The organism is Cupriavidus sp. SK-4, from assembly GCF_000611125.1.
GTDB lineage: Bacteria > Pseudomonadota > Gammaproteobacteria > Burkholderiales > Burkholderiaceae > Cupriavidus > Cupriavidus necator.
On sequence record NZ_JFJW01000090.1, the window covers coordinates 18,055 to 40,436 of the forward strand.

General features: G+C 64.9%; 22 protein-coding genes and 1 pseudogene. 21 read left to right on the forward strand and 2 right to left on the reverse strand.

The window, feature by feature from the left end; translation table 11 throughout:
* The first annotated feature begins 176 nt into the window (after window positions 1-176).
* Genes CF68_RS19510 through CF68_RS19520 form a run of 3 tightly spaced genes read left to right on the forward strand, consistent with a single transcriptional unit; the run spans window position 177 to window position 2,700 of the window.
* Complete coding sequence (locus tag CF68_RS19510) at window positions 177-1,553, forward strand: sigma-54 dependent transcriptional regulator (RefSeq protein ID WP_035821889.1); 1,377 nt, start codon at window positions 177-179, stop codon at window positions 1,551-1,553.
* Window positions 1,554-1,579: 26 nt separating this feature from the next.
* The gene (locus tag CF68_RS19515) at window positions 1,580-2,314 is read left to right on the forward strand and encodes a bifunctional 2-polyprenyl-6-hydroxyphenol methylase/3-demethylubiquinol 3-O-methyltransferase UbiG (RefSeq protein ID WP_035821891.1); all 735 of its coding nucleotides are present in this window, start codon (window positions 1,580-1,582) and stop codon (window positions 2,312-2,314) included.
* Window positions 2,311-2,700, forward strand: coding sequence for a GtrA family protein (locus CF68_RS19520; RefSeq protein WP_051591598.1), 390 nt, complete (start codon window positions 2,311-2,313; stop codon window positions 2,698-2,700). Before CF68_RS19515 ends, CF68_RS19520 begins: the two co-directional genes overlap by 4 nt.
* A 30-nt stretch (window positions 2,701-2,730) precedes the next feature.
* Here CF68_RS19520 and CF68_RS19525 read toward each other — a convergent pair whose 3' ends face one another.
* On the reverse strand, window positions 2,731-3,753 hold the full coding sequence (locus CF68_RS19525; RefSeq protein ID WP_035821893.1) for a glycosyltransferase family 2 protein: 1,023 nt from the start codon (window positions 3,751-3,753) through the stop codon (window positions 2,731-2,733).
* 64 nt (window positions 3,754-3,817) lie between these two features.
* Window positions 3,818-5,065, reverse strand: coding sequence for a glycosyltransferase family 87 protein (locus CF68_RS19530; protein ID WP_035821895.1), 1,248 nt, complete (start codon window positions 5,063-5,065; stop codon window positions 3,818-3,820).
* 475 nt (window positions 5,066-5,540) lie between these two features.
* On the opposite strand from CF68_RS19530, the gene CF68_RS37135 reads away from it, so the two are divergent.
* The 18 genes and pseudogenes from CF68_RS37135 (at window position 5,541) to CF68_RS19610 (ending at window position 22,325) form a co-directional block, all read left to right on the forward strand.
* Window positions 5,541-5,750 (forward strand): hypothetical protein, encoded by a 210-nt coding sequence (locus CF68_RS37135; protein ID WP_152548519.1) that lies wholly within the window; start codon window positions 5,541-5,543, stop codon window positions 5,748-5,750.
* Window positions 5,747-7,216 (forward strand): hypothetical protein, encoded by a 1,470-nt coding sequence (locus CF68_RS19535; RefSeq protein ID WP_035821897.1) that lies wholly within the window; start codon window positions 5,747-5,749, stop codon window positions 7,214-7,216. The genes CF68_RS37135 and CF68_RS19535 overlap by 4 nt, the downstream gene beginning before the upstream one ends.
* A gap of 1,367 nt (window positions 7,217-8,583) precedes the next feature.
* Window positions 8,584-8,772: a Flp family type IVb pilin gene (locus CF68_RS19540; protein WP_035821899.1), complete on the forward strand. Its 189-nt coding sequence runs from the start codon at window positions 8,584-8,586 to the stop codon at window positions 8,770-8,772.
* A 91-nt stretch (window positions 8,773-8,863) separates the two neighbouring features.
* Entirely contained in the window at window positions 8,864-9,037 is a 174-nt protein-coding gene (locus CF68_RS19545; RefSeq protein ID WP_035821902.1) for a Flp family type IVb pilin, read from the forward strand.
* A 55-nt stretch (window positions 9,038-9,092) separates the two neighbouring features.
* Complete coding sequence (locus CF68_RS19550) at window positions 9,093-9,638, forward strand: prepilin peptidase (RefSeq protein ID WP_035821905.1); 546 nt, start codon at window positions 9,093-9,095, stop codon at window positions 9,636-9,638.
* Window positions 9,639-9,724: 86 nt separating this feature from the next.
* Entirely contained in the window at window positions 9,725-11,143 is a 1,419-nt protein-coding gene (locus tag CF68_RS19555) for an ATP-binding protein (RefSeq protein WP_035821907.1), read from the forward strand.
* A 44-nt stretch (window positions 11,144-11,187) separates the two neighbouring features.
* Window positions 11,188-12,027 carry a Flp pilus assembly protein CpaB gene (cpaB, locus tag CF68_RS19560; RefSeq protein WP_035821910.1) on the forward strand — a complete coding sequence of 280 codons (840 nt, stop codon included), beginning with the start codon at window positions 11,188-11,190 and terminating at the stop codon, window positions 12,025-12,027.
* Window positions 12,028-12,093: 66 nt separating this feature from the next.
* Window positions 12,094-13,652 (forward strand): type II and III secretion system protein family protein (locus tag CF68_RS19565; protein WP_235205820.1); only part of this gene is annotated, 1,559 nt, incomplete at its 3' end.
* A 4-nt stretch (window positions 13,653-13,656) separates the two neighbouring features.
* A pseudogene (locus CF68_RS38485) lies at window positions 13,657-13,971 on the forward strand (type II and III secretion system protein family protein); the annotation flags it as partial.
* 34 nt (window positions 13,972-14,005) lie between these two features.
* Window positions 14,006-14,347 carry a hypothetical protein gene (locus tag CF68_RS19570; RefSeq protein WP_035821914.1) on the forward strand — a complete coding sequence of 114 codons (342 nt, stop codon included), beginning with the start codon at window positions 14,006-14,008 and terminating at the stop codon, window positions 14,345-14,347.
* Window positions 14,348-14,371: 24 nt separating this feature from the next.
* Window positions 14,372-15,628: a pilus assembly protein TadG-related protein gene (locus CF68_RS19575; RefSeq protein WP_035821917.1), complete on the forward strand. Its 1,257-nt coding sequence runs from the start codon at window positions 14,372-14,374 to the stop codon at window positions 15,626-15,628.
* A gap of 9 nt (window positions 15,629-15,637) precedes the next feature.
* Window positions 15,638-16,147: a TadE/TadG family type IV pilus assembly protein gene (locus tag CF68_RS19580; RefSeq protein ID WP_035821919.1), complete on the forward strand. Its 510-nt coding sequence runs from the start codon at window positions 15,638-15,640 to the stop codon at window positions 16,145-16,147.
* Window positions 16,144-16,602 (forward strand): TadE/TadG family type IV pilus assembly protein, encoded by a 459-nt coding sequence (locus tag CF68_RS19585; protein WP_035821921.1) that lies wholly within the window; start codon window positions 16,144-16,146, stop codon window positions 16,600-16,602. The genes CF68_RS19580 and CF68_RS19585 overlap by 4 nt, the downstream gene beginning before the upstream one ends.
* A gap of 23 nt (window positions 16,603-16,625) precedes the next feature.
* Complete coding sequence (locus CF68_RS19590) at window positions 16,626-17,819, forward strand: AAA family ATPase (RefSeq protein WP_035822085.1); 1,194 nt, start codon at window positions 16,626-16,628, stop codon at window positions 17,817-17,819.
* 61 nt (window positions 17,820-17,880) lie between these two features.
* The gene (locus tag CF68_RS19595; RefSeq protein ID WP_013955760.1) at window positions 17,881-19,251 is read left to right on the forward strand and encodes a CpaF family protein; all 1,371 of its coding nucleotides are present in this window, start codon (window positions 17,881-17,883) and stop codon (window positions 19,249-19,251) included.
* 44 nt (window positions 19,252-19,295) lie between these two features.
* On the forward strand, window positions 19,296-20,273 hold the full coding sequence (locus CF68_RS19600) for a type II secretion system F family protein (RefSeq protein ID WP_035821923.1): 978 nt from the start codon (window positions 19,296-19,298) through the stop codon (window positions 20,271-20,273).
* An 80-nt stretch (window positions 20,274-20,353) separates the two neighbouring features.
* Window positions 20,354-21,328: a type II secretion system F family protein gene (locus tag CF68_RS19605; protein ID WP_035821926.1), complete on the forward strand. Its 975-nt coding sequence runs from the start codon at window positions 20,354-20,356 to the stop codon at window positions 21,326-21,328.
* Between the two features lie 211 nt (window positions 21,329-21,539).
* Entirely contained in the window at window positions 21,540-22,325 is a 786-nt protein-coding gene (locus CF68_RS19610; protein WP_035821928.1) for a metallophosphoesterase, read from the forward strand.
* Window positions 22,326-22,382 lie beyond the last annotated feature (57 nt).

The window sequence follows — 22,382 nt, forward strand, 5'->3', positions numbered from 1 at the left end:
CGAAAACGGGCCCACCGGCCCGCGCAGCGCAGCGCCGCCGGCAGCAACTTTTAGGGAGAGCGCCAGGCCGCGGCATTGATATGTTGCGGCAGGCGCAAGCCTTAGAGCCAACGAAGCCAGTGACCCGCGACAGCAGGCCGCCGGCTTTGTAAAAACAAAAGATCCGGGGAAATTCTATGAGCGCGTACACCAACCGCCCGCTGCTGTACCTGTCGCAGCACCACGACGCCATGCTCTGCAGGATGCTCGCACAGCGTGGCTGGAAGATCAGTTTCGCCTCCAACCTGCAAGATCTCCACGCGCTGCCCCCGGGCAACCAGCCGCTTGCGGCGATGCTCGACCTGCAAGGCGGCTTCAGCGATGCCGACCTGGAATCGTTCGAGCCCTGGCTCTCGCTGCCGCATATCGGCTGGATCGGCATCATCGCCGGCCAGGAGTCCCTGACCGAATCCGCGCGCCGGCTGCTGGGCCTGTACTTCGTCGACTATTACACCGCACCGGCCGAGCACCCGCGCCTGGCGGAATCGCTCGGCCACGCGCTCGGCATGGCGCAACTGCGCCCGGGCGCGCAGCATGCCCGCCCCGGCACCGCGCGCCCGGACGGCATGATCGGCAGCTGCCCGGCCATGCAATCGCTCTTCCGCGGTATCGAGAAGGTGTCGCGCTGGGACACGCCCGTGCTGATCTCCGGCGAGTCCGGCACCGGCAAGGAACTGGCCGCTCATGCCATCCACCGCGCCTCGGAGCGGGCCTCGCGCCCCTTCGTCGCGGTCAACTGCGCGGCGATCCCACCCACGCTGCTGATGTCAGAGCTGTTCGGCTATGAGCGCGGCGCCTTCACCGGCGCGACCAAGCGCAAGCCCGGCCGCATCGAGATGGCACAGGGCGGCACCCTGTTCCTCGATGAAATCGGCGACATGCCGATCGAAAGCCAGACCAGCCTGCTGCGCTTCCTGGAAACCGGCCGCATCGAGCGGCTGGGCGGCACGGAATCGGTGGAGGTCGATGTGCGCATCATCTCCGCCACCCACGTCGACCTGGAAGCCGCGATCGCCGCCGAACGCTTCCGCGGCGACCTCTACCACCGGCTGTGCGTGCTGCGCGTGCGCCAGCCACCGCTGCGCGAACGCGGCAGCGATATCCTGCTGATCGCCGAACACGTGCTGGACAACGTGCGCAAGCAGTCGCCGGCACGCATCCGCGGCTTCTCACCGATGGCGCTGCGCGCGATCCAGCAGCACAACTGGCCCGGCAACGTGCGCGAGCTGATCAACCGCATCCGCCACGCCGCCGCCATGTGCGAAGACGGCGTGATCCAGCCCGACGACCTGGAGCTGGCCACCCCCGTCGAGGACCGTCCGCTCACGCTCGCGGCCATCCGCGAAGCGGCCGAGCAGACCGCGATCGTCGAGGCGCTGCAGCGGCATCATGAACGGCTGATTGACGTGGCGGCAGAGTTGGGGATTTCGCGGGTAACGTTGTTCAGGTTGATGCGGGATTACAAGCTGCAGGTGAAGAAGGGGGATCTGGGGTTGATCTGCGTGCAGGGCTAGCCGATCCATCACGGAGGAACCGACCGATGTCACCTGATGCCTACCTTGAAATGGCCGAAACCGAAGCCTGCCACTGGTGGTTCCGGGGGCGGCGCGAAATCGTCGGCACGATCCTGTCCGGCCTGGCGTTGCCGCGCGACGCGTCGATCCTGGAGATCGGCGCGGGCACCGGCGGAAACCTTGAGATGCTGTCACGGTTCGGCAACGTCAGCGCCGTGGAAATGGATGGCACCGCCCTGCGGATGGCGCGGGAGAAGACCCTGGGGGCCTACGACATCCGCAGTGGCCGGTGCCCCGACGACATGCCGTTCCCGGAACACAGCTTCGACCTGGTCTGCCTGCTCGATTGCCTGGAACACATCGCCGACGATGCCGGGGCACTGGACTGCACCGCAAGGATGCTGAAAGCCGGCGGCGCTGCACTCATTACCGTGCCCGCCTACCAGTGGCTATGGAGTTCCCACGACGTCTTCCTGCATCACCAGCGCCGCTATGGCAAGCGGTCGCTGCATGCGCTCGCCAGCCGGTGCGGCATGCGCGTGGAACGGATGTCCTATTTCAACACGCTGCTGTTCCCGCTTGCTGTGGCGGCCCGCATCAGCGACCGGCTGAGCGGCAGCCGGAAGGCAACGGGAGCGGGTCTCCCGCCCCGACCCGTCAACCAGGCATTGCACCGCCTGTTCAGCACGGAACGCCATTGGCTGGCACACGGATCGCTGCCGTTCGGCATTTCGCTGATGGCGGTCGTGCGCGCATCGTGAGCGCCAGCATCACCACGCCCGAACTTCGCCGGGTCACGCGCTTCCTGATATCGGGCGCCACCTCGACGGGAGTGCATGTCGCCATCACCGCGACGCTGGTCACCACGCTGACGGCCTCACCGGTCGCGGCGAACTGCGTGGCCTTCGTGTGCGCGACCGCCTGCTCCTATCTTCTCAACACCTTGTGGAGCTTCTCGTCGCGGCTGCGCAACCGGACCCTGGGCCGCTTTGCCGGCGTATCCCTGCTTGGGCTGGGCCTGACCATGGGCATTTCCTGGACGGCCCAATATCTGAGGGCCAGCTATTGGGCGGGCCTGGCCGGCGTGGTCCTGACGGTGCCGCTCTTCACCTACCTTGCGCACCGGGCCTGGACGTATCGGGACTAGGTATCGTCCCGCAGCCAGGCCCGGCACGCTTTAGCGGCCACTGCTCACATGCCCGCGGTCGATCCGGATCACACGCCTTCCCGAGGCGATGAGCTTGTCCTGGCCGGTATCCTGATAACGGCGCCGCACCAGATAGATCGGCCGCCCCTTGGCTTCATCATAGATGCGGCCGACATACTCACCGACCACCCCCAGCCCGATCAGCTGGATGCCCCCCAGGAACAGCAGTACCGAAAGCAGCGACGCATAGCCGGGGACATCAATGCCGAGGATCAGGGTACGTGCCACGATGAAGGTGCCGTAGCAGAACGCGCCAAGCGCGATCAGGATTCCGATGTACGTCCAGCTGCGCAGCGGGATGGTGCTGAAGCTGGTAATGCCCTCGAGCGCGAGGTTCCACAGACGCCAGCCCGAGAACTTGGAATGCCCGGCACTGCGCGACTCGCGCTCATAGCGGACGATCGCGGTCTTGTAGCCCACCCACGCGAACAACCCCTTCATGAAGCGGCGTCGTTCCGGCATCTGCTTGAGCGCATTGATCACCACCCGGTCCATCAGGCGGAAATCCCCGACGTTCACGGGCAGCTTCTGGTCGGACATCTTGTTATGGATGCGGTAGTAGGCGCCCGCGGTCACGCGCTTGAGCCAGGAGTCGCATACGCGGCTGGCGCGCTGGGCAAGCACCACCTCTGCCCCTTCCCGCCAGCGCATGACCAGCTCAGGGATCAGTGAGGGCGGGTCCTGCAGATCAGCGTCCATGGGAATCACCGCGTCGCCAAGGGCTTCGTCGAGTCCCGCAGTCAAGGCAGCTTCCTTGCCAAAATTCCGCGTCAGGTCCACGACTCGCACCCGTGCGTCGCGGCGCGAATATGCAATGAGCTTGTCCAGCGTGTCGTCCGAGCTGCCGTCGTTCACCAGCACGATCTCGAAGCGCATCGCATCGATGGATTCGAGCACTGGAATGACGCTCGCGAAGAATTTGCTGATGCTCTCTGACTCGTTGTAGCAAGGTACAACCAGAGACAGCAGCCTGACACCGTATGGACCCGACATGATCCCCTCCCGAGACGGGGTGGCTTGTGCACACACCGTCGTGATTGCGCATTCATGCGCCTTGTTATTTGCCTGGTGCGAACCGCTCCCCGGTCCGGGCCCTGCGCAGGATTGCCATCAGCATCAACAGTGTCACCAGCGGCCCGGCAGGTGGCAGATGACCCGCCTGATTCATGCTCAGGGCAAATGGCAGCAGCCATGCCACCACCAGCAGTTCCCGCTCCCCTTTCATCCAGCCGTGCTTCACACCCTCGACTGCCAGGCCTGCGATCGCCAATCCCAGCCAGGTCAGTTCGTAGTACCAGAGGTAGGGGCTTACCATCACGGTGGACGCGGCCAGCGCAGCAATACGCAGTGCCGTCGAACTCTGGCCGCGCCAGGCTCTGACCAGCACCCAGATCGCAAAGACCGCGCCCAGCCCCTGGGCCAAGTACGCGACCGCCACTGGCGCCCCGGCCCGGCGCATCATGGCGAAGACGGTCGGACAATGGCGCCATCCAATCTCGCCCTGCTCAAGCACGATCTGCCTGAAGAGCGTGCCGCTTTCCAGGAACGCGGGTACGGTTTCCCATCCCCAAAGAGCAATGCTGCAGGCAGCAATCGCAGTTGCGGTTGCCGCAGCGGTAAAGAATGCCTTCCATGCGCGGTCCACCACCAATGCTACGGGGAGCAACGCCGCCAGCTGCGGCTTCACGCTCAGCAAGCCAATCAGAACCCCCGCCAGCACCGGCCGGGTTCTCAACTGGATCAGCGCCCATGCCGCCATGCCGGCCGTCAGTAACGAGTTCTGCCCGATCAAGGCAGCCTCATGGATTCCGGGAAACGCCAGCACGGGCAGCCATACCACGTGGCGCGGCACACCGGGAAAGGCCAGGATCCTGAATACCGCGGTGATGTACACGACTGCCGTGCTGCCGATGAAAAGCAGATAGCTCGCTACAAACGGCAACAAGGACAGCGGCATCACGAATAACAGGAAGGTGGGGGGATAGACCCACGGCAGGAAAAACTTACCCTCGCCCCGGACTGCACCGAACGCCGCTATGACGGGTTGCAGCGTCTCGTAGTCATAGACCCTGGCGGCTTGTCCCTTCATGACCAGATACGACGCACTCCAGAAGGCCGAGAAATCTACGCCAGGGCGACCCAGTAAATCCGTGGTGAAGCCCTTCGTTTTCAATGCCCATATCACGATCAAGGCACCATAGATAATCAGCACGGCAACGCTGTAGGCCCTGAGACGCTCCAGGTCCAGCCAATGCCGCGACCTCACTAACCCCGGCGTTGCTGCCGGGCTATGGTCCAGGCTCATCGCTCCCCATCCCCCTGATATTCTGTGGCAGCGCCGGCCCATGTTCTTCTTGGCAATGCAGCGGCGATGCATCGGTGTACTGGCTCCATTCTGGTCAGGCGCCCACCGATGTACAAGCAGAACCATGGCCCTGGGCGAGGCGCTGAAATCCGGACTTGTGCGAGCGTTTCCAGGCTGAATCACGACCCGCTCCGACCGCAATCCCGCATGCCATTCCGGTTCTCCCGGCATTGACCGGGGCACAGCTGCTCCCCGGCGACAGCGCGCGTTTCCCCGCTGAAACGTTGTCCATCGGGCGGCTTACTCCCTGCGACTCCTCCCGCGCTGGGGGCTCAGCGGCGGGATTGCGCGTCGGTCTCCACCAAATGCACTGTGTGCCGCGCGCTCCGACTCATACTTTTGGCGCAAGGATGGCCGCACGTGCGCGCTGCCTCGCATGCAACCGCGAGCTTCAAAGAATTAAGCACGATTCGTAGTGGAAACGGAAGCACGGGCACCTTGTCTCCAGCTCGGCAAGGCGCGCACCCAGGCGGCGCTCTCTCCCCCGGGAAACAAGGGCACCTTCGTCAATGGCGCGGTTATTGCGACAGCCCGGCAACTGCGCCCCGGCGGCGCCGGGCCAGCCGCGCGCCTTTCCTACCTGATCCGGATGGGTAACCACTACAGCCACCGCGAGACGCCATGAAAATCAACACGACCTGGGTGGAGACGACCAGCAGGGAAAGCCTGCTCCAGCAGTTCGCCACGAAGCAGTGGTTCTGGGTCGCCCTCTTCGGACTCAGCCTGTTCTCGATCCTCTCATTTATCGGTGGCCGCTTGCTGGTGGATGCCGACACCCTCTGGCACATCGCCGCCGGCAAATGGATCCTTGCCAACCATGCAGTGCCAGCGACCGATCCTTTCTCGTTCTCTTTTCACGGCGCAAAATGGATTCCGCATGAATGGCTGGCCGAAGTCATCCTTGGCGCATCCCATGCCTGGCTCGGCTGGGCCGGGCCGGTGCTGGTCACCGCGCTGGCGACCGCTGTCACGCTGACCGTACTGTTGCGGTTCCTGCTGCGCTATATCGAACCACTACATGCGTTCGCCGGGACACTCCTGGCCTTCCTCACGCTGGCCCAGCATCTGCTCGCCCGCCCCCATGCGCTGGCCTGGCCGCTGATGGTGATCTGGGCCGCCCAACTTGTGCTGGCGCGTGAGCAAGGCAAGCGACCCAGCCTGTGGCTGCCGGTCGTCATGCTGGCCTGGGCCAACCTGCATGGCAGCTTCCTTCTCGGTATCGGGCTGGCCGGCGCGCTGGCCGTTGAGGCCATCCTGACTGAAGGACATCCACGCCGGAGCGCGCAGGCATGGGCACCGTTCCTGGCACTGACCGTCATGGCGGCCCTGCTGACACCGAACGGCGTGGACGGCCTGCTCTTCCCCTTCCACGTTTCCGGCATGAGTTATTCGCTCAGCATCATCAACGAATGGAAGGCACCGGATTTCCGCTTGATCCAGCCAATCGAGCTGTGGCTTGGCTTTGTGCTGTTCGGCGCGCTCTACTTCGGGCTCCGCCTGCCTGCGATCCGGATCCTGATGTGCTTCGGGCTGATTCATCTTGCCCTGACCTTCGCGCGCTATGCCGAGCTGCTGGGGCTGCTGGCCCCGCTGTTGCTGATGCCCAGCGCCGGCCCCCAGCTACGCGCAGCCATCCGTCCGGAAGTCAAGCCGCGCCTGTCACTACGGAGTATTCGAACCATTACCGCACTGTGCATGGCACTGTTCATGGCCAGCATCGCCTTCCTTGCCAATGGCATCCAGCACGACCAGGGTCGGATACAGCCCCGTGAGGCCGTCAACGCGGCCATGGCGGCAGGTGGCACCGGGCCGGTCTTCAATAGCTACAACTTCGGCGGCTACCTCATATTCTCCGGAATTGCGCCGCTCATCGACGGCCGCGCCGACCTCTACGGCGACGACTTCGTGCGAAGGTATATGGCAGCCTATTCTGGCGATGCCAAGATGCTGCAGGCCCTGATCCAGGAATACAAGATCCGATGGGCCGTTCTGGAACCCTCAAGTCCTGCAGCAAAGCTGATCCATGGCTTACCGGGCTGGCGAAAAGTGCATGAGGATAAGAATGCCGTCGCCTATGTCCGTGAACAATAGGGCCGTTACCCGCCCGCCTGTGCCCATTTCCGGCTAGCCTGCAGCGTGCGTCGCAAATTGCGGCATGGCGGGCGTCCCGGCACCCTGCGTGGCCGTAGCGGGCCACGCCATGGCGCTGCATGGCTGCTGGCAGCGTTGGGCTGAGCTTCCGCGCTCATGCGATGCCCCGGTCCGCAGGGCGCGTCGCATCACAGCTTATAGCGCAGCCCCTGCGGCCATCGGCAATGCAAGGTGGCTGCCTTGCCCCCCGCACCTGCCACGGCTCTCGCCCTCGCGAGCTCCAATCGCGATGCACACCCAATACCCGGCAGCGCCGCCCCCCGGCAGGCCGTCGACAAGACGCGAAGCCTGCGTGAACCGCATGCCTTGTCGCGCAGCTCCCCCTTCGCAAGTCGATTGCGCCCACCCGCGCGCACGCCTGCGATTGCAGCGAAGAACAGCCATCTCACATGCCATGTTTCCAAGGTGAATCACGCGGCCGCGCGAGCCTGCAGCCCCCTGCACACAAGGGTTTGAAGGGACTGCCTGTGGAACCTGCCGGCACTCCCGCGGCCCTGGCGTACTTCGCAATGTTTCGATTCGGAAACGTTGCCTCGGCAGAAGACGTTCTCATCCGTCAGTCTGGCCGTCACCGCAAAAAGGGAACCGAAGCAGCCAGGAGGACTACCGACTGCGACGAATGCCGAACCTCGGCGCGAACGCTGCCTCATGCTTTTGGATGAAGTTGCCGCCCTCTTTCGCCAGCGCGGCCCACTTGAGCACGTCCCGCGATCTAGGACATCCGTAGTGGGGTCCGGAATGGCTTGCAAGACCCGCGTTTCCACCCAGCAACGAAGCGTGGCCGAAAGGCCGCCTGCAGGCCCGCCGAGCCTGTGGCCACCGCGCATCGCTACCCGCAAACCCTTGTGGCACAACGGTTTCCACTGGCCTGGCCTGGCGTTTGCCTATGTCAGGCACGCGGCACCGCAGTCCTGATTGCCGCGATGCCGGCGCAACGTTCGCCGGCATCAGTTCCAGAAAGATAAGGGGAGCTTCACCATGCCAGTCGCACGCCAACCTGCGATGCCACACCGGAATATCGGCCACGCTGCTGCTGCCAGGGGCACCAGCAGCGCGCCGTTCCGTTGCCTGGCTCGCGCAGGCCATGTGCAGCACGCCGCGCGGTGCATGCATGCGTCGGCACAACGCCGGCTGCAGTCACGCAACCCGCTCGGTGTGCACGGCGGTCCCGGGCAGTGGCCGTTCCATGCATGCGCTATCTGCGCACCGCCCTGCTTCCGGACTTCCAGGCATTGATATCCGGTGCCAGTTGCCTTATCCGCAGTTCGTAACCCTGCAGTGCTTGTCCCCAACCCAAGGAGTTTGTCATGCAAAACCTGACCACCATGATCAAGCAATTCATCCGTGATGAAGACGGTGTGACCGCCATTGAATATGGTCTGATTGCAGCACTCATCGCAGTTGTCATCATCGTTTCGGTTCAGCTTATTGGCACGAACCTGAACCTCATCTTCAAGTTCATTGGCGATACCCTCACCAACGCTCTGCCCGCCTGATAGTCGGCACGCCCGCATGGCTGGCCTGTTCCGGTCAGCCATGCGGCACGCACTTCCAAGCGGCAACCACCACAGACACCGGAGACACCAAATGTCGAAGCTCCTCGCCAGGTCAACAGATCTTCTGCGCGACGACCAGGGTGTCACGTCTATTGAATACGCATTGCTCGGCAGTCTGATCGCCATGGCAATTTTCGGCTCAGTGGTCACGCTCGGCGATGCGGTGAAAGGCATGTACGAGTTGATCGCCTTCAGGATGCCCTAAGACATCCGACTTGCATCTGTCCGGAAAACAACCCAAGCAGCCAGAACTCATCACCATGCAAGCCGCCACCGCCCTCGCCCCTTTTGTCGGCCCCTTTGTCGGCCCCGCCACGATCGGCATCGTGCTCACCGCCGCGGCCATCGACCTGCATCGGCGACGCATTCCCAACTGGCTGACCTTCGGCGCCCTGATCGCCGCGCTGCCCATGATGGCTGCAATGCATGGCCTGGCAGCCGGCTCGCTGGCGTGGCTTCTTGGCTGGACGGCGGGCCTGGTGCTGTTGCTACCCTTCTATCTGATGCGCGGCATGGCGGCCGGCGATGTCAAGCTGATGGCAGCCGTGGGCGCCTGGCTCGGCGTCAGCATGGTGCTGAAGATCGCGTTGGCAACCTGCGTGATTGGCGGGATCTGGGCGCTGATACAGGTGCTTGCCACAGGACAGGGACGCTCGACCCTCGCCCGAGTGGGCCACATGCTGATCGCCGCCCTGGTACCTGGTTCACGGCCGGTGCAACCTCAAGCCGGGGCCTCCGCCGGCTCCATGCCTTACGGCGTAGTGATCGCCGCCGGGACGCTGACCATGCTCTTTGCCGGCACATGACACAAGCCACAAGGGACACAACGCGCCGACCAGTCACGGGCGCCTTCAGGAATGCGAACACACTGACCAGAGAACAGGGGACGGCAATGAACGAGCATCACGACTCAGGTCACGCACCACGGCTCCTCGAGCCCGTCGCGACCGGCAGGAATGTCCATGCCGAGCACGGCACGGTGCCGATGCCGCCCTGGCATGTGCTGCCGCGCACGATTGCCGATACCGGCCTGGAGATCTCGCAGTTGCTCGGGCTGCTGATGAAGGCCGCCTACCAGCACCGCACCGTCACGCTGGCAGTACTGGCCGACACGCTCAAGCTGCCGGCACTGGTGGTCAATGAAATCGCGGCCGTCGCCGTGCGCGAGCGCCTGCTGGAGATCGCGCACCGCGGCGCCAGCGACCTGGATGTGCGCTTCCGGCTCACTGACGCCGGCTATACCCGCGCGGCGGAAGCCTCGGCGCGCTGCAGCTATGTCGGCACTGCGCCGGTCACGCTGGATGCGTACCTCGATGCCGTCAAGCGCCACTCGGTCAACCACGCTTCCGTGACCAAGGCGGACGTTACTGCCGCATTCCATGACCTGGTGATCCCGGTCCATCTGCTCGACGCAATCGGCATGGCACTGAACACCTGCCGCGCGCTGATGATCTATGGCCCGCCCGGCAGTGGCAAGACTTACCTGGCACAGCGCCTGGGCACGCTGCTGCCTGGCGCGGTACCGGTGCCGCATGCCATCACCGTGGCCGGTGAAATCATCCAGGTGTTCGACCCGCTGGTCCATGTGCCGTTCGACGACAGCGAAGCATCGCTGGCGCGCCGCTCGCTGGACCGCCGCTGGGTCCTGTGCCATCGCCCGGTAGTGCTGTCTGGCGGCGAGCTGACGCTGTCCATGCTGGACCTGCGCTATGACCGCGTCTCCGGCTTCTACCAGGCGCCCCCCCACATGAAGGCCAACAACGGCATCTACATCATCGATGACCTGGGCCGCCAACTGGTCGGCGTCAGCGAACTGCTGAACCGCTGGATCGTGCCGCTGGATCGCAGCATTGACATGTTCACGCTGCAGACCGGCGTGCGCTTCTCGGTGCCGTTCGATGTCTGGCCAGTGTTCTCGACCAATCTCGAACCGTCGGAGCTGAGCGACGACGCCTTCTTGCGCCGGCTCGGCAGCAAGCTCTACGTGGGCCCGCTGTCGGTGGACGACTACCGCGAGGTCTACCAGCGCACCGCCGCTGACTTCGGGCTGGCCAGCACGGATGCGATGTTCGATTTCCTGGTCGACAGCCTGCACTACGCCAGCGATACGCCGCTGCTCGCCTGCATCCCGCGCGACCTTCTCCGCCTGGTGGACTCGGGCGTGCGCTACCACGGCCAGCCCGCGCAGGTCACCGAGGCAGGCCTGCTGTCTGCATGGCAAGGCTACTACGGGCTGCGCGCTTCGGCCGACGCCATGCCATCGCTGGGCGCTGGCCATCGATGGCCAGATGACCACCGCGCCGCAAGCTGAACTGCACCACCGAATCTTCGGACAACTGTAGGGGGAGAATCATCATGAAAAACACACGCGCAATCCTGATGCTGCTGATTGCCCTCGTCGCCGGCGTGGCGGCAGTGGTATCCGCGTCGCGATGGCTGGTCCAGCAGTCGTCCGGTTCGGTCAGGCAGGTGGTCGTCGCCGCCAACGACCTCAACCTCGGCCAGCCGCTCAACGGAAGCCAGCTGCGCATGGTCAGCTGGCCGACAGGCAGCGTGCCGCCCGGCGCGTTTGAAGACATGAAGGCACTGGAGGGCCGCGTGGTCCGCACCAGCCTCCAGCGCGGCGAGCCTGTCCTCGACGCCAAGCTGGCGCCGGTGGGCACCAAGGGTGGCTTGTCCGCCGTGATCAATGACGGCAAGCGTGCCATCACGGTGCGCGTCAACGACGTGGTGGGCGTGGCCGGCTTCGCGCTGCCGGGCAACTACGTCGACGTGATCGTCAATACCAACGAAGAAGCCAAGACCGCGCAGAGCGGCAGCATCTCGAAGATCGTGCTCGAGAAGATCCTGGTGCTGGCGGTAGCGCAACAGGTCAGCCGCGACGAAACCCAGCCCAAGGTGGTAAACGCGGTCACGCTGGAAGTCACGCCCGAACAGGCCGAGAAGCTCGATGTGGCCCGCAGCGTGGGCACCCTGTCGCTGGTGCTGCGCAACCAGCTGGATGTGGCAGACATCAACACCGGCGGCGCCACCAAGGGGACCTTGCTGGGCAAGGCGCCCGAAGCGCCCGTCAAGGTCGTAACCCAGACGGCGACGCGCACCGTGGTGAAGACCCGCACGGTTGCTGCACCAGCGCGCTCTGGCAATTGCATCGGCGTGCTGGCAGGCATGCAAGGCGGCGTCGAGTGCTTCTGACCACGTTCCACACGGCATCCAACGAATTCTGAGCTGCAACACAGCCTCTCCGGGGGGAGATTCAAAATGAACCAGAAACGATCCGAAGCTGCTGGCGGCACCCGCATCCTGGTGCTGGCCGCCATCCTCTGCACGCCGCTGGCCGCCGCGGCACAGGCCGCCATCGAGGCGGGCAACCTGACCAAGGCAACCGCACCGGCTGCCGCCAAGGCCCCCCAGGGTCCGATGCAGATGACCATCAGCATGACGCCCGGAGCCGCCGCACCGGCCGCGTCGGCGCCGCCCGTGACGTCCGCGGAGGCGCGCGGGCCCAACTGCACCGGCGCGATCCGCAGCGAATCCAGCGTGATGGTGGCGGTTGGCAAGTCACAGCTGATCACGCTGCCAGAGCCGGTTCGCAACCGCACGCTGGGCAATCCCGGCGTCGTGCAGGCCACCATGGTGTCGCCGCAAACGCTCTACGTGCTGGGCCGCACGGTGGGCACCACCAACATGATTGTGCAGGGCCGCAGCGGCAGCTGCACCATCATCAACGTGGTGGTCAATGCCGATGCTGGCGGCCTGCAGACCTCGCTCGGCCAGCTGTTGCCCGGCGAGCCCGGCATCCGCGTCATGACCGCCGCCGATAACCTGGTGCTGACCGGCAGCGTCACCAACGCGCAGACCGCACAGCAGGCAATGGAGATTGCCCAGGCCTACGCCAACGCGGCGCACAGCGGCGACGGCAACGGCAACGGCAACAAGAAGGGCAACGTGCTGAACATGATGTCGGTCGACACACCGCAGCAGGTGATGCTGGAAGTGAAGGTGGCGGAGGTGTCCAAGACGCTGCTGAACCAGCTCGGTTCCGCGGTGAATCTTCAGGGCGGCTTTGGTTCCTGGAGCGGCGGCCTAGTAACGTCGTTGCTGACCGGCGCGTCGGCGGCCTTTTTCGGCAGCAAGGCCAACAACAAGCCATTCGAGTTCGCCATCGATGCGCAGAAGAACGACAGCCTGGTCAAGATCCTGGCCGAGCCGAACCTGGTCACCATCAGCGGCCAGGAAGCGAGCTTCCTGGCGGGCGGCAAGATCTATATCCCGGTGGCACAGGCCAACGTGCTGAACGGGGCCGGCACCGTCACGCTGCAGGAGGAAGAGTTCGGTGTGGGCCTGAAGTTCACGCCCACCGTGCTGGCCAACGGCCGCATCCACCTGAAGGTCGCGCCGGAAGTGTCCGAACTGTCGCCCACGGGCGCCACCATCCGTGGCGGCACCCTGGCAGGCCAGACCATTCTGCCGGTGATCACCACCCGCCGCGCCTCCACCACCGTGCAGATGCGCGACGGTGAGAGCTTCGCCATCGGCGGTCTGCTGACCGACAGCGCGCGCGGCTCGCTCAAGGCGCTGCCGGGTGCTGGCGAAGTGCCGGTGCTGGGCACGCTGTTCCGCAGCACGCAGTACCAGCAGGACCTGTCCGAGCTGGTGTTCATCATCACGCCGCGCCTGGTCAAGCCGATGCAGACCAGCAACTATCCGCTGCCGACCGACAGCTTCTCCACGCCCAACCCGCTGTCGCTGTACTTCATGGGCAATATGGAAGGCGACGGCAAGCGCGCGCCGCAACCCGCGCCGGCGCCGTCGCAGCCNNNNCAGCCCGCCGCACCGGCCGCAGCGCCCGCCACGCCGCCTACGGCACCGCGCAGCGAAGGCACGCCCAACACCTCGGTCTCTGCCGTGCCGAATGGCAAGCCGCTGGATGAGCCTGCGCCAGCTACGCGGGAACCAGTTGCCGGCGCCAGCAAGCTTCCTGCCCTGCCAGCCCCGGCGCCCGCCCGCAACACGGCGGCCGCGCCGCCGGCCGAGGACACCACCGCGCGCATCGCCCGCATCGAAGCCACGGCCGCCCGCCTGGCCCAGGCCAGGGCTGCGGCTCCGGCCGGCCGCACCGCATCGGGCGGCAACTGATCCGCCGCGCCACCAGCAGAACCGGAGAACGACCATGAACAAGACACTGAAGCTTTCGCGCAGCGCCACCGTCGTGGTGCTGGGTAGCCTGGCCTGCCTGGGCCTGTCGGCCTGCATGACCTCAACGCCGGTATGGGACGGCCAGCGCGGCGTCGCGCTGGCCACCGTCACGCAGATGCAGATCATCAATCCCGACGCGCCTGCCGGCCTTCCGACCGTCACCGGCACCGACGGCAAGACCGCCGTGGCGGCGATGAAGAACTTCGACCGTTCGCTGTCAAAGAGCCAGCAAGGCGGCGCACCCTCCATGACCATCGATTTCGGCGCAGGCGGCTATGGCGGCGTGGGCGTGGGTGGTGGCGGCGGCAGCCGCTGAGCACCGGAACCGCGGGAGGCGATCATGTCTACATCGGGCTTCGCACGACCCAGGCTGATACGGCGCGCGCGCCAGCGTGGCGCAGTTGCCATCATCGTCGGGCTGTCGCTGGCAGTGCTGATCGGCTTTGTCGGGCTGGCACTTGATCTGGGCAAGCTCTATGTAACCAAGAGCGAGCTGCAGAACAGCGTCGATGCTTGCGCGCTGGCTGCTGCGCGCGACGTAACGGGGGCCACGCCGCTGCTCGTGTCCGAGGCGGCCGGCCTCACCACGGGCACAAGCAACGCCGCGCTGTTCCAGGGCAAGGCAGTGGAAATGTTTGAGAACCTCAACGTCTCATACAGCGACACACCTGACAATACCTTCTACACCAAGGACAAGGTGCCGTACTCGCTCGACAAGGTCAAATACGTGAAATGCACGGCCGAGCGCACAGGTATTGCCCACTGGTTCATCCAGGTCCTCAACGCGCTGCCAGGCATGGATATCAAGCCCAGCACCGTCAATGCCATGGCTGTCGCGACCACTACCAGCGCCCAAACCGCCTGTGCCATCCCGGTCTATATCTGCACGCCGCAAACGGCGAATCCGGTGAGAACCGCTTACAACCGGGGCGACTGGATCAAGTCCAAGGACGAGTCGGATCCGTACGGTCCCGGCAGCTTTGGCTGGGCTGACCTTTCTCCCCCGGGAGGCGGCGCCTCCGAACTGGCGGACCTCCTTGCCGGCAGCGGACAGTGCGACCTGTCGGTAGTGGGGTCCAAGGTTGGCCAGCCAGGCAGCATCTCAGCGCTGATACCGGCATGGAATACCCGCTTCGGGATCTATACCGGCTCTTACAAGGGGCCGGAGAACGGCGCCCCGGACTTTGCGGGCTATGCCTACAGCGTCACGACATGGAATCCGCCGAACGGCGGCAACGCCTACGCGGATTTCATCCAGAAGCGGGGCGCCAACGAACCGTACCAGACCGACGCGAACAGCGGGCTGAAGACCAAGGGCACGCCGTCGACCAAGCTGATCCACCAGGCTGGCGCCGACCGCAGGCTGGTACAGGTACCAGTGGTGAACTGCAATGACCTTGCCGCTACCAAGCAAGCCACGGTGGACTCCTGGGCTTGCATGCTGATGGTGCAACCCATGCAGGAGCCCAGCGTAAAGGATGTGACTTACATCGAGTACCTTGGCGATTCGAAGGATCCAACCAGCCCGTGCGCGACTCAGGGCGTGCCCGGATCCAGCACGGGTGCTGGTCCCCGCGTGCCGGTGCTGGTGCAATAGGAGCCGATCATGAAGCGATGCAGGCAACGCAGGTGCAATCGACGCGGAGCGGTCGCCGTGGAGTTCGCGCTGATCCTGGTGCCCTTGCTTATGCTGGTGACCGGGGTGGCGGAGTTCGGGCGCGCCATCTACCAGTACAACGCCCTGGCCAAGGCCACGCGTGATGCGGCACGCTTCCTGTCGCAGTACGCGCCCAGCGAGCCGAATTACCCGCTGGACCAGGCGAAATGCATTGCCGTCTATGGCAAGACCACCTGCAGCGGCACGGTACTTGTGAAAGGCCTCAGCCCGTCGATGGTAGTCGTCTGCGACCGCGTTGAATCGACCGGCTGCGGCGGCAAGCAGTTTGCCAACGTCCCCATCTATGAAGGCGGAGGCAGTTCAGGCACGCCGGCGGGAACCATCAACCTGGTGGAAGTGAAGATCTCGGGGTTTACCTACTCGCCGATGCAGAGCTACCTCAATGTGGGAGCCCTGGCGTTCTCCGATATCGCAACGGTAATGAGGCAGGTGCTATGACTCCGATCCACGCCACGCACCTGCGTTCACGGCAGTCCGGCGCAGCGGCCATCGAGTTCGCCCTGGTCGCCAGCATCTTCTTCATGCTGCTGATTGGCATTGCCGAGTTTTCCCGCGTGCTGTTCTACTGGAACACCGCCGGCGAAGCCACCCGACTGGGCGCACGCATCGCCGTGGTGTGCGACGTCACAGACACCGCCATCAAGGACAGGATGACGTATCTGATGCCCTTGCTGAAGGACACCAATATCCAGGTCGCCTACGAGCCAAGCGGCTGCGACGCCGACGCCGACACCGCGCGCAATTCCTGCCGCTCCGTCACCGTCAGTGTCGCCGACGTCTCGGTCAAGACCTTCATTCCGGTCGTTCCGATCACGGTATCGATGCCTCCGTTCTCCACCACGCTGCCGCGGGAGAGCCTTGACTCTGCCACCAGCGGCAAGATCTGCAACTAGCGCGCATGAACCAGGAGCACACCATGCTCAGAATTCTGATCGTTTCCGAAGACGCCGACCGGCTGGCCGAGATCAACCGGCTCAGCGCCGTAATTGGCAACTTCCAGGCCATGACGCTGCAGGAGGGTCTGTCGCGTATCCCGTTCCATGCCAGCCGGCTGCGCATGGCCGACCTGCTCATCCTGGAACTGCCGGCCATCAATGCCTCGCAGATGCAGGCCATCGAGACCCTGCGCCAGCAACACCCTGAACTGCCCTGCATCCTGATCACGCAGGCGCCCAGCTCCGAGGTGCTGATCAAGGCCATGCGTGCCGGCATCCGCGATGTGCTGTCGTGGCCGCTGGACAAGGGGCAACTGGCCGAGGCGCTCAAGCGCGTGGAAGCCGGCCACGTGCCGCGTGCGCAAGAGACCGGACAGGTGATTTCGGTGATCTCGTGCAAAGGCGGCGCGGGTACCAGCTTCGTGGCGGCCAACCTCGGCGACGCGCTGGCCCGCCACCTTGACAAGCGCGTGCTGGTGGTGGACCTGAACCGGCACTTCGGCGACCTGACCTATATCGTCAGCGACAAGACCCCGCCTTCCACACTGCCCGATATCTGCAGCCAGATCGACCGCATGGATGCCGCCTTCCTGGAAGCCTGCCTGGTACATGTGGACAACGGCTTCGACGTGCTGGCGGGTGCGGCCGATCCAATCAAGGCCAGCCAGATCCAGAAGGACAAGCTGGAGTGGATCCTCTCGGTGGTACAGCCGGCCTATGACTTCGTGATCTTCGACCTGGGCCAGAGCATCGACCCGTTGTCGATCGGCATGCTGGATCACAGCGACCGCATCTGCGTGGTGGCCGAGCCAGCCATCTCTTTCGGGCGACCGGGCCGTCGGCTGCTCGATATCCTGCGTGCGCTGCACTATCCCACCGACAAGGTCAGCTTGGTGCTGAACCGCACCGGCCGCAAGAACGAGATGCCGCGCGCAACGATGGAGGAGATCTTCGGCATGAAGGCCGCCTTTACCCTGCCCGACGACCCCGCCGCCGTGGATGAGGCCGTCAGCCACGGCGAGCCGGTCGCCAAGCTGAGCCGGCGCAGCGCCATGGCGCGCGCGCTGCAGGCCATGGCCACGCAGCTGTGCACCACGCCGGAAACCGAGCGGCGCAGCAGGCCCGAAGCGGTATCGCCGCTGCGCAGGCTGATGCTGCGCGCGCGGAGCACCTGAATACCCTGACGACGGCCAGCCAGGGTGGCGGCCAACCGAAGCCGATAACGAGGAGTTCATCATGTCCATTCGCGAACAGCTGGCCAATGCCGGGCCCGCCTTCACTGCCAATGGCCACGCCGCAATCCAGTTTGCGACGTCGGCAGCCTCCGTGTCGGGCGGCTACCACCAACTCAAGCGGGACGTGCACGAGACCGTGCTGGACCGCGTCGAGCTGGAGCGCCTGGCGCGCTATCCGCAGGAGCAGGTGCGGCAGGAGATCGCTGCGCTGGTCAACCTGATCATCGACGAACAGAAAGTGCTGCTCAATGACAACGAGCGGCGCCAGCTGACGGTGGAAATCTACGACGAGATGTTCGGCTTCGGCCCGCTCGAGCCGCTGCTGCAGGACCCCACCGTGTCGGACATCCTGGTCAACACCGCACGCCAGACCTATGTGGAGCGGCGCGGCAAGCTGGAACTGACCGACGTGGTGTTCTACGACGACGCGCACCTGATGAAGGTGATCGAGAAGATCGTGTCGCGCGTCGGGCGCCGCATCGATGAGACCAGCCCGATGGTCGACGCGCGCCTGCCCGACGGCTCGCGCGTCAACGCCATTATCCCGCCCTCTGCCATCGACGGGCCGCTGCTGTCGATCCGCCGCTTTTCCGTGAATCCGCTGCAGGTGTCCGACCTGGTGAACCTGCGCAGCCTGACGCCGCCGATGGCGCAGCTGTTGCAGGCGCTCTCGCAGGCCAAAGTCAACGTGCTGGTATCGGGCGGCACCGGCAGCGGCAAGACCACGCTGCTGAACATCCTCTCGGGCTTTATCCCGGAAGACGAGCGCGTGGTCACCATCGAGGATGCGGCCGAACTGCAGCTGCGCCAGCCCCATGTGCTGCGACTGGAAACGCGCCCGCCCAATATCGAAGGCAAGGGCGAGATCACCCAGCGCGCACTGGTGCGCAACGCGCTGCGCATGCGCCCCGACCGCATCATCCTGGGCGAAGTGCGCGGCGGCGAGGCGCTGGACATGCTCAACGCGATGAACACCGGCCACGAAGGGTCGCTTACCACCATTCACGCCAACACACCGCGCGATGCGCTGACGCGCCTGGAAAACATGGTGAGCATGGCCGGTCTGACCATGCCGGCCAAGGCCATGCGGCAGCAGATCTCCTCGGCCATCACGGTGATCGTGCAGGCGGCGCGCATGACCGACGGCCGGCGCAAGATCATCAGCATCCAGGAGATCACGGGCATGGAGGGCGACATCATCAACATGCAAGAGATCTTCACCTTCCAGCGCACGGGCGTGGACAAGGATGGCACGGTCCGCGGCAATTTCCGGGCGACCGGGGTGTACCCCAAGTTTGCCGAGCGGCTGCGCGTGTTCGGCGTGGGGCTGCCGGATGAGACCTATGATCCGGCCAAACGCTTCGAAGTCTGATCCGCAGGCACGATACAACAACAAGCAATCCCGGGGAGCTACACATGAGCACGATCTTCTACGCCTTCGGCATCCTGCTGTTCGTGGCCGTGGTGCTCTGCGTCGAGGGCATCTACCTGTGGTGGAGCAACGCCCATGGCCCCGCGGCCAAGCGCATCGAGGCGCGGCTGCGGGCGCTGTCGGCAGGCGGACATGTCAGCGCAGAGCAGTTGTCGATCCTGAAGAAGCGCATGCTGGCGGGCTCGCCGCGCTTGCAGAAGTGGCTGATGAGCGTGCCCCGCGTGAGTGCGCTGGACCGGTGGCTGGAGCAATCCGGCAGCACCTGGTCGGTGGCGCAACTGCTGGGCTACTGCGCGATGGTGGCGCTGTGCACGCTGGCACTGATTCCGCTGGTGCCGATACCGGTACCGCTGGTGCTCGCCGGTGCAGCGCTGGCTGCCCTGCTGCCAGTGCTGCATGTGATGCGCCAGCGCGCCAAGCGGATCAAGCGGATGGAGGCACAGCTGGCTGATGCCGTCGACATGATCAGCCGTGCCCTGCGCGCCGGGCACTCGTTCAGTGGCGCGCTCGGCATGGTCGGGCAGGAAATGAAGGCCCCGATCGGGCCGGAGTTCCGCACAACCTTCGAGGAAATCAATTATGGCGTGGCGCTGGATGAGGCCATGACCAACCTTGCCATCCGGGTACCGGTGGGCGACCTGCGCTATTTCGTCATCGCGGTACTGATCCAGCGTGAAAGCGGCGGCAACCTGGCGGAAATCCTCGACACCATCGGCACGATGGTGCGCGAGCGGCTGAAGCTGTTCGACAAGATCCGTGTGCTGTCGGCGGAAGGCAAGATGTCCGCGTGGGTGCTGGGCTTGCTGCCCTTCTGCACTGCCGGACTGATCCTGGTGGTCAATCCAGGCTTCATGAACGTGCTGTGGCAGGACCCGCTTGGATTGCGCTTGATCGGCGGCGCTCTGGTATCGATGACCTTCGGCGTGCTGTGGATGCGCAAGATCATCCGTATCCGGGTATGAATGTGCAGCGTGCGGTTCCACAAGTACATGCAGTGCTCGAAGAAGCAGGGCTTGGACAGCCATCCTGACGGGAGTCCATCATGCAAGGCATTATCCAGGGGTTTCAGGCGGACCAGTTTGTCGTGCTCGCGCTGATCTTCGTGGCGGCGTTCGGCACGGTGTTCGGGGTGCTCTACGTGTTCTCGCCAAACCGCTTGCGCGGACGGGCGGAGCAGATTGCAGGCCAGGCGGGCCAGCTCGGGGCTGATCCTGGCAAGCAGAATGCGCTATACGAAAAGCTGGTGCAATGGGCGCAGCCGGTATCGCGGCTGTCACTGCCCAAGGAAGGCTGGGAGAGCTCGCAGCTGCGCGTGCGCTTCATGAACGCCGGCTGGCGCAATGCCAGTGCCGCACCGCTGTACTTTGCCGCCAAGACGGTTCTGGCCATCGCCCTGCCGATGATCGGGCTGCTGGCAGCCGCCGGCCAGCCCGGCCTGCAGGACCGGAACATCATGTTCGTGTTGCTGGCAGTGCTGGGGGCAATCGGCTACTACCTGCCCAACCTCGTTCTCGCGCGCAAGGTCGCGCAACGCCAGCGTACGGTGTTTGAAGAGTTTCCGGACGTGATCGACCTGCTGACCGTCTGCGTGGAGGCCGGCCTCGGGCTCGATGCGGCGCTGATGCGCGTTGCCGATGAACTGGCGCTGCGCTGCCCGGTGCTCGCGGATGAGTTGCAGCTGATGCTGCTGGAGCTTCGCTCGGGCTTCTCGAAGGAAAAGGCGCTGTCGAACCTGTCGCTGCGCACCGGCGTTGAGGACGTGGACAAGTTCGCCTCCATGCTGATCCAGGCCGACCGCTTCGGCACCAGCCTGGGCGACTCCCTGCGAGTGCTGTCCGACATGCTGCGCACCAAGCGCCGCATGCGGGCCGAGGAGCAGGCCGCCAAGATCGCGCTCAAGCTGCTGTTCCCGCTGATCTTCACCATCTTCCCGTCGCTGTTGCTGGTGCTGCTCGGGCCAGCCTTTATCCAGATTTATCGTGTCCTCCTGCCGACCATGGCCGGCCAAGGAGGGTAATACTCCCGGGAAACCGCGATCGTTTCCCCCGGCTGTCTCCCGGTGCAATGCCGGCTAGACAGTCACTTGCCCGGACCTGGTTCCGGGCTTTTTTGCTTTTCGGCGAGATCCGCGGGACTTGACCAGACGGGCTGGCTTCTTAAGAATGCAGGCAACCGCCTGCCGCCGTAGCGGCCCATGCAGCGAGCCCCATGCGCCTTTCGGAGTCCCCATGAAGCTACGCATCCTGAGCGACCTCCACATCGAGCACAACATGCCGCAGTCCGTGCCCGCCTGCGATGCCGACATCGTGGTGCTGGCCGGCGACATCGCCAACGGGCGCGACGGCATCGACTGGGCCGCGCGCACCTTCAGTCAGCCGGTGGTCTACGTTCCCGGCAATCACGAGTACTACGAAAGCAACTTCGATACCGTGGATCGCCTGATGGCCGAAGCCACCGAGGCGCACCCAGGCATACAGGTGCTCAATGGCACAGTGGCCGAATTCAATGGCGCACACGGACGGGTACGCATCATCGGCACCACCTGGTGGACCGACTACACCCTGTTCGGCACCGACCGGCGCGATGACGCGATGCAGGCTTGCGCGGCGGTGATGCTGGATCACCGGCTGATCGAACTCCGCGGCGACGACGGCCGTCCGCGCCATTTCACACCCCAGGACGCGCTGGCGCGCCACCAGGCCGCGTCGGCCTGGCTGGCGGAGCAGCTGGCGCAACCCTACGATGGCAAGACCGTGGTGGTCACGCACCACGGCCCTGACCTGGGCAGCCTGGACCCGCGCTACTCGCACGACCTGGTCTCCGGCGGCTTCCTGTCGCGCCGGCCCGACCTGGTAGCAAAGGCGGACCTGTGGATCCACGGCCATACCCACACCAGCTTCGACTACTGCATCGATGATTCGCGCGTGGTCTGCAACCCCCGCGGCTACGTCAGCCGCCGCACCGGCGAGCTGGAAAACAAGCGCTTCGACTGGTGCCGCGTGGTCGAGGTCTGACCCGGCGGCCCCAGCGGGAGGCTGCGGCCGCGCCCCAAAGAAAAACCCCCGCGGGCT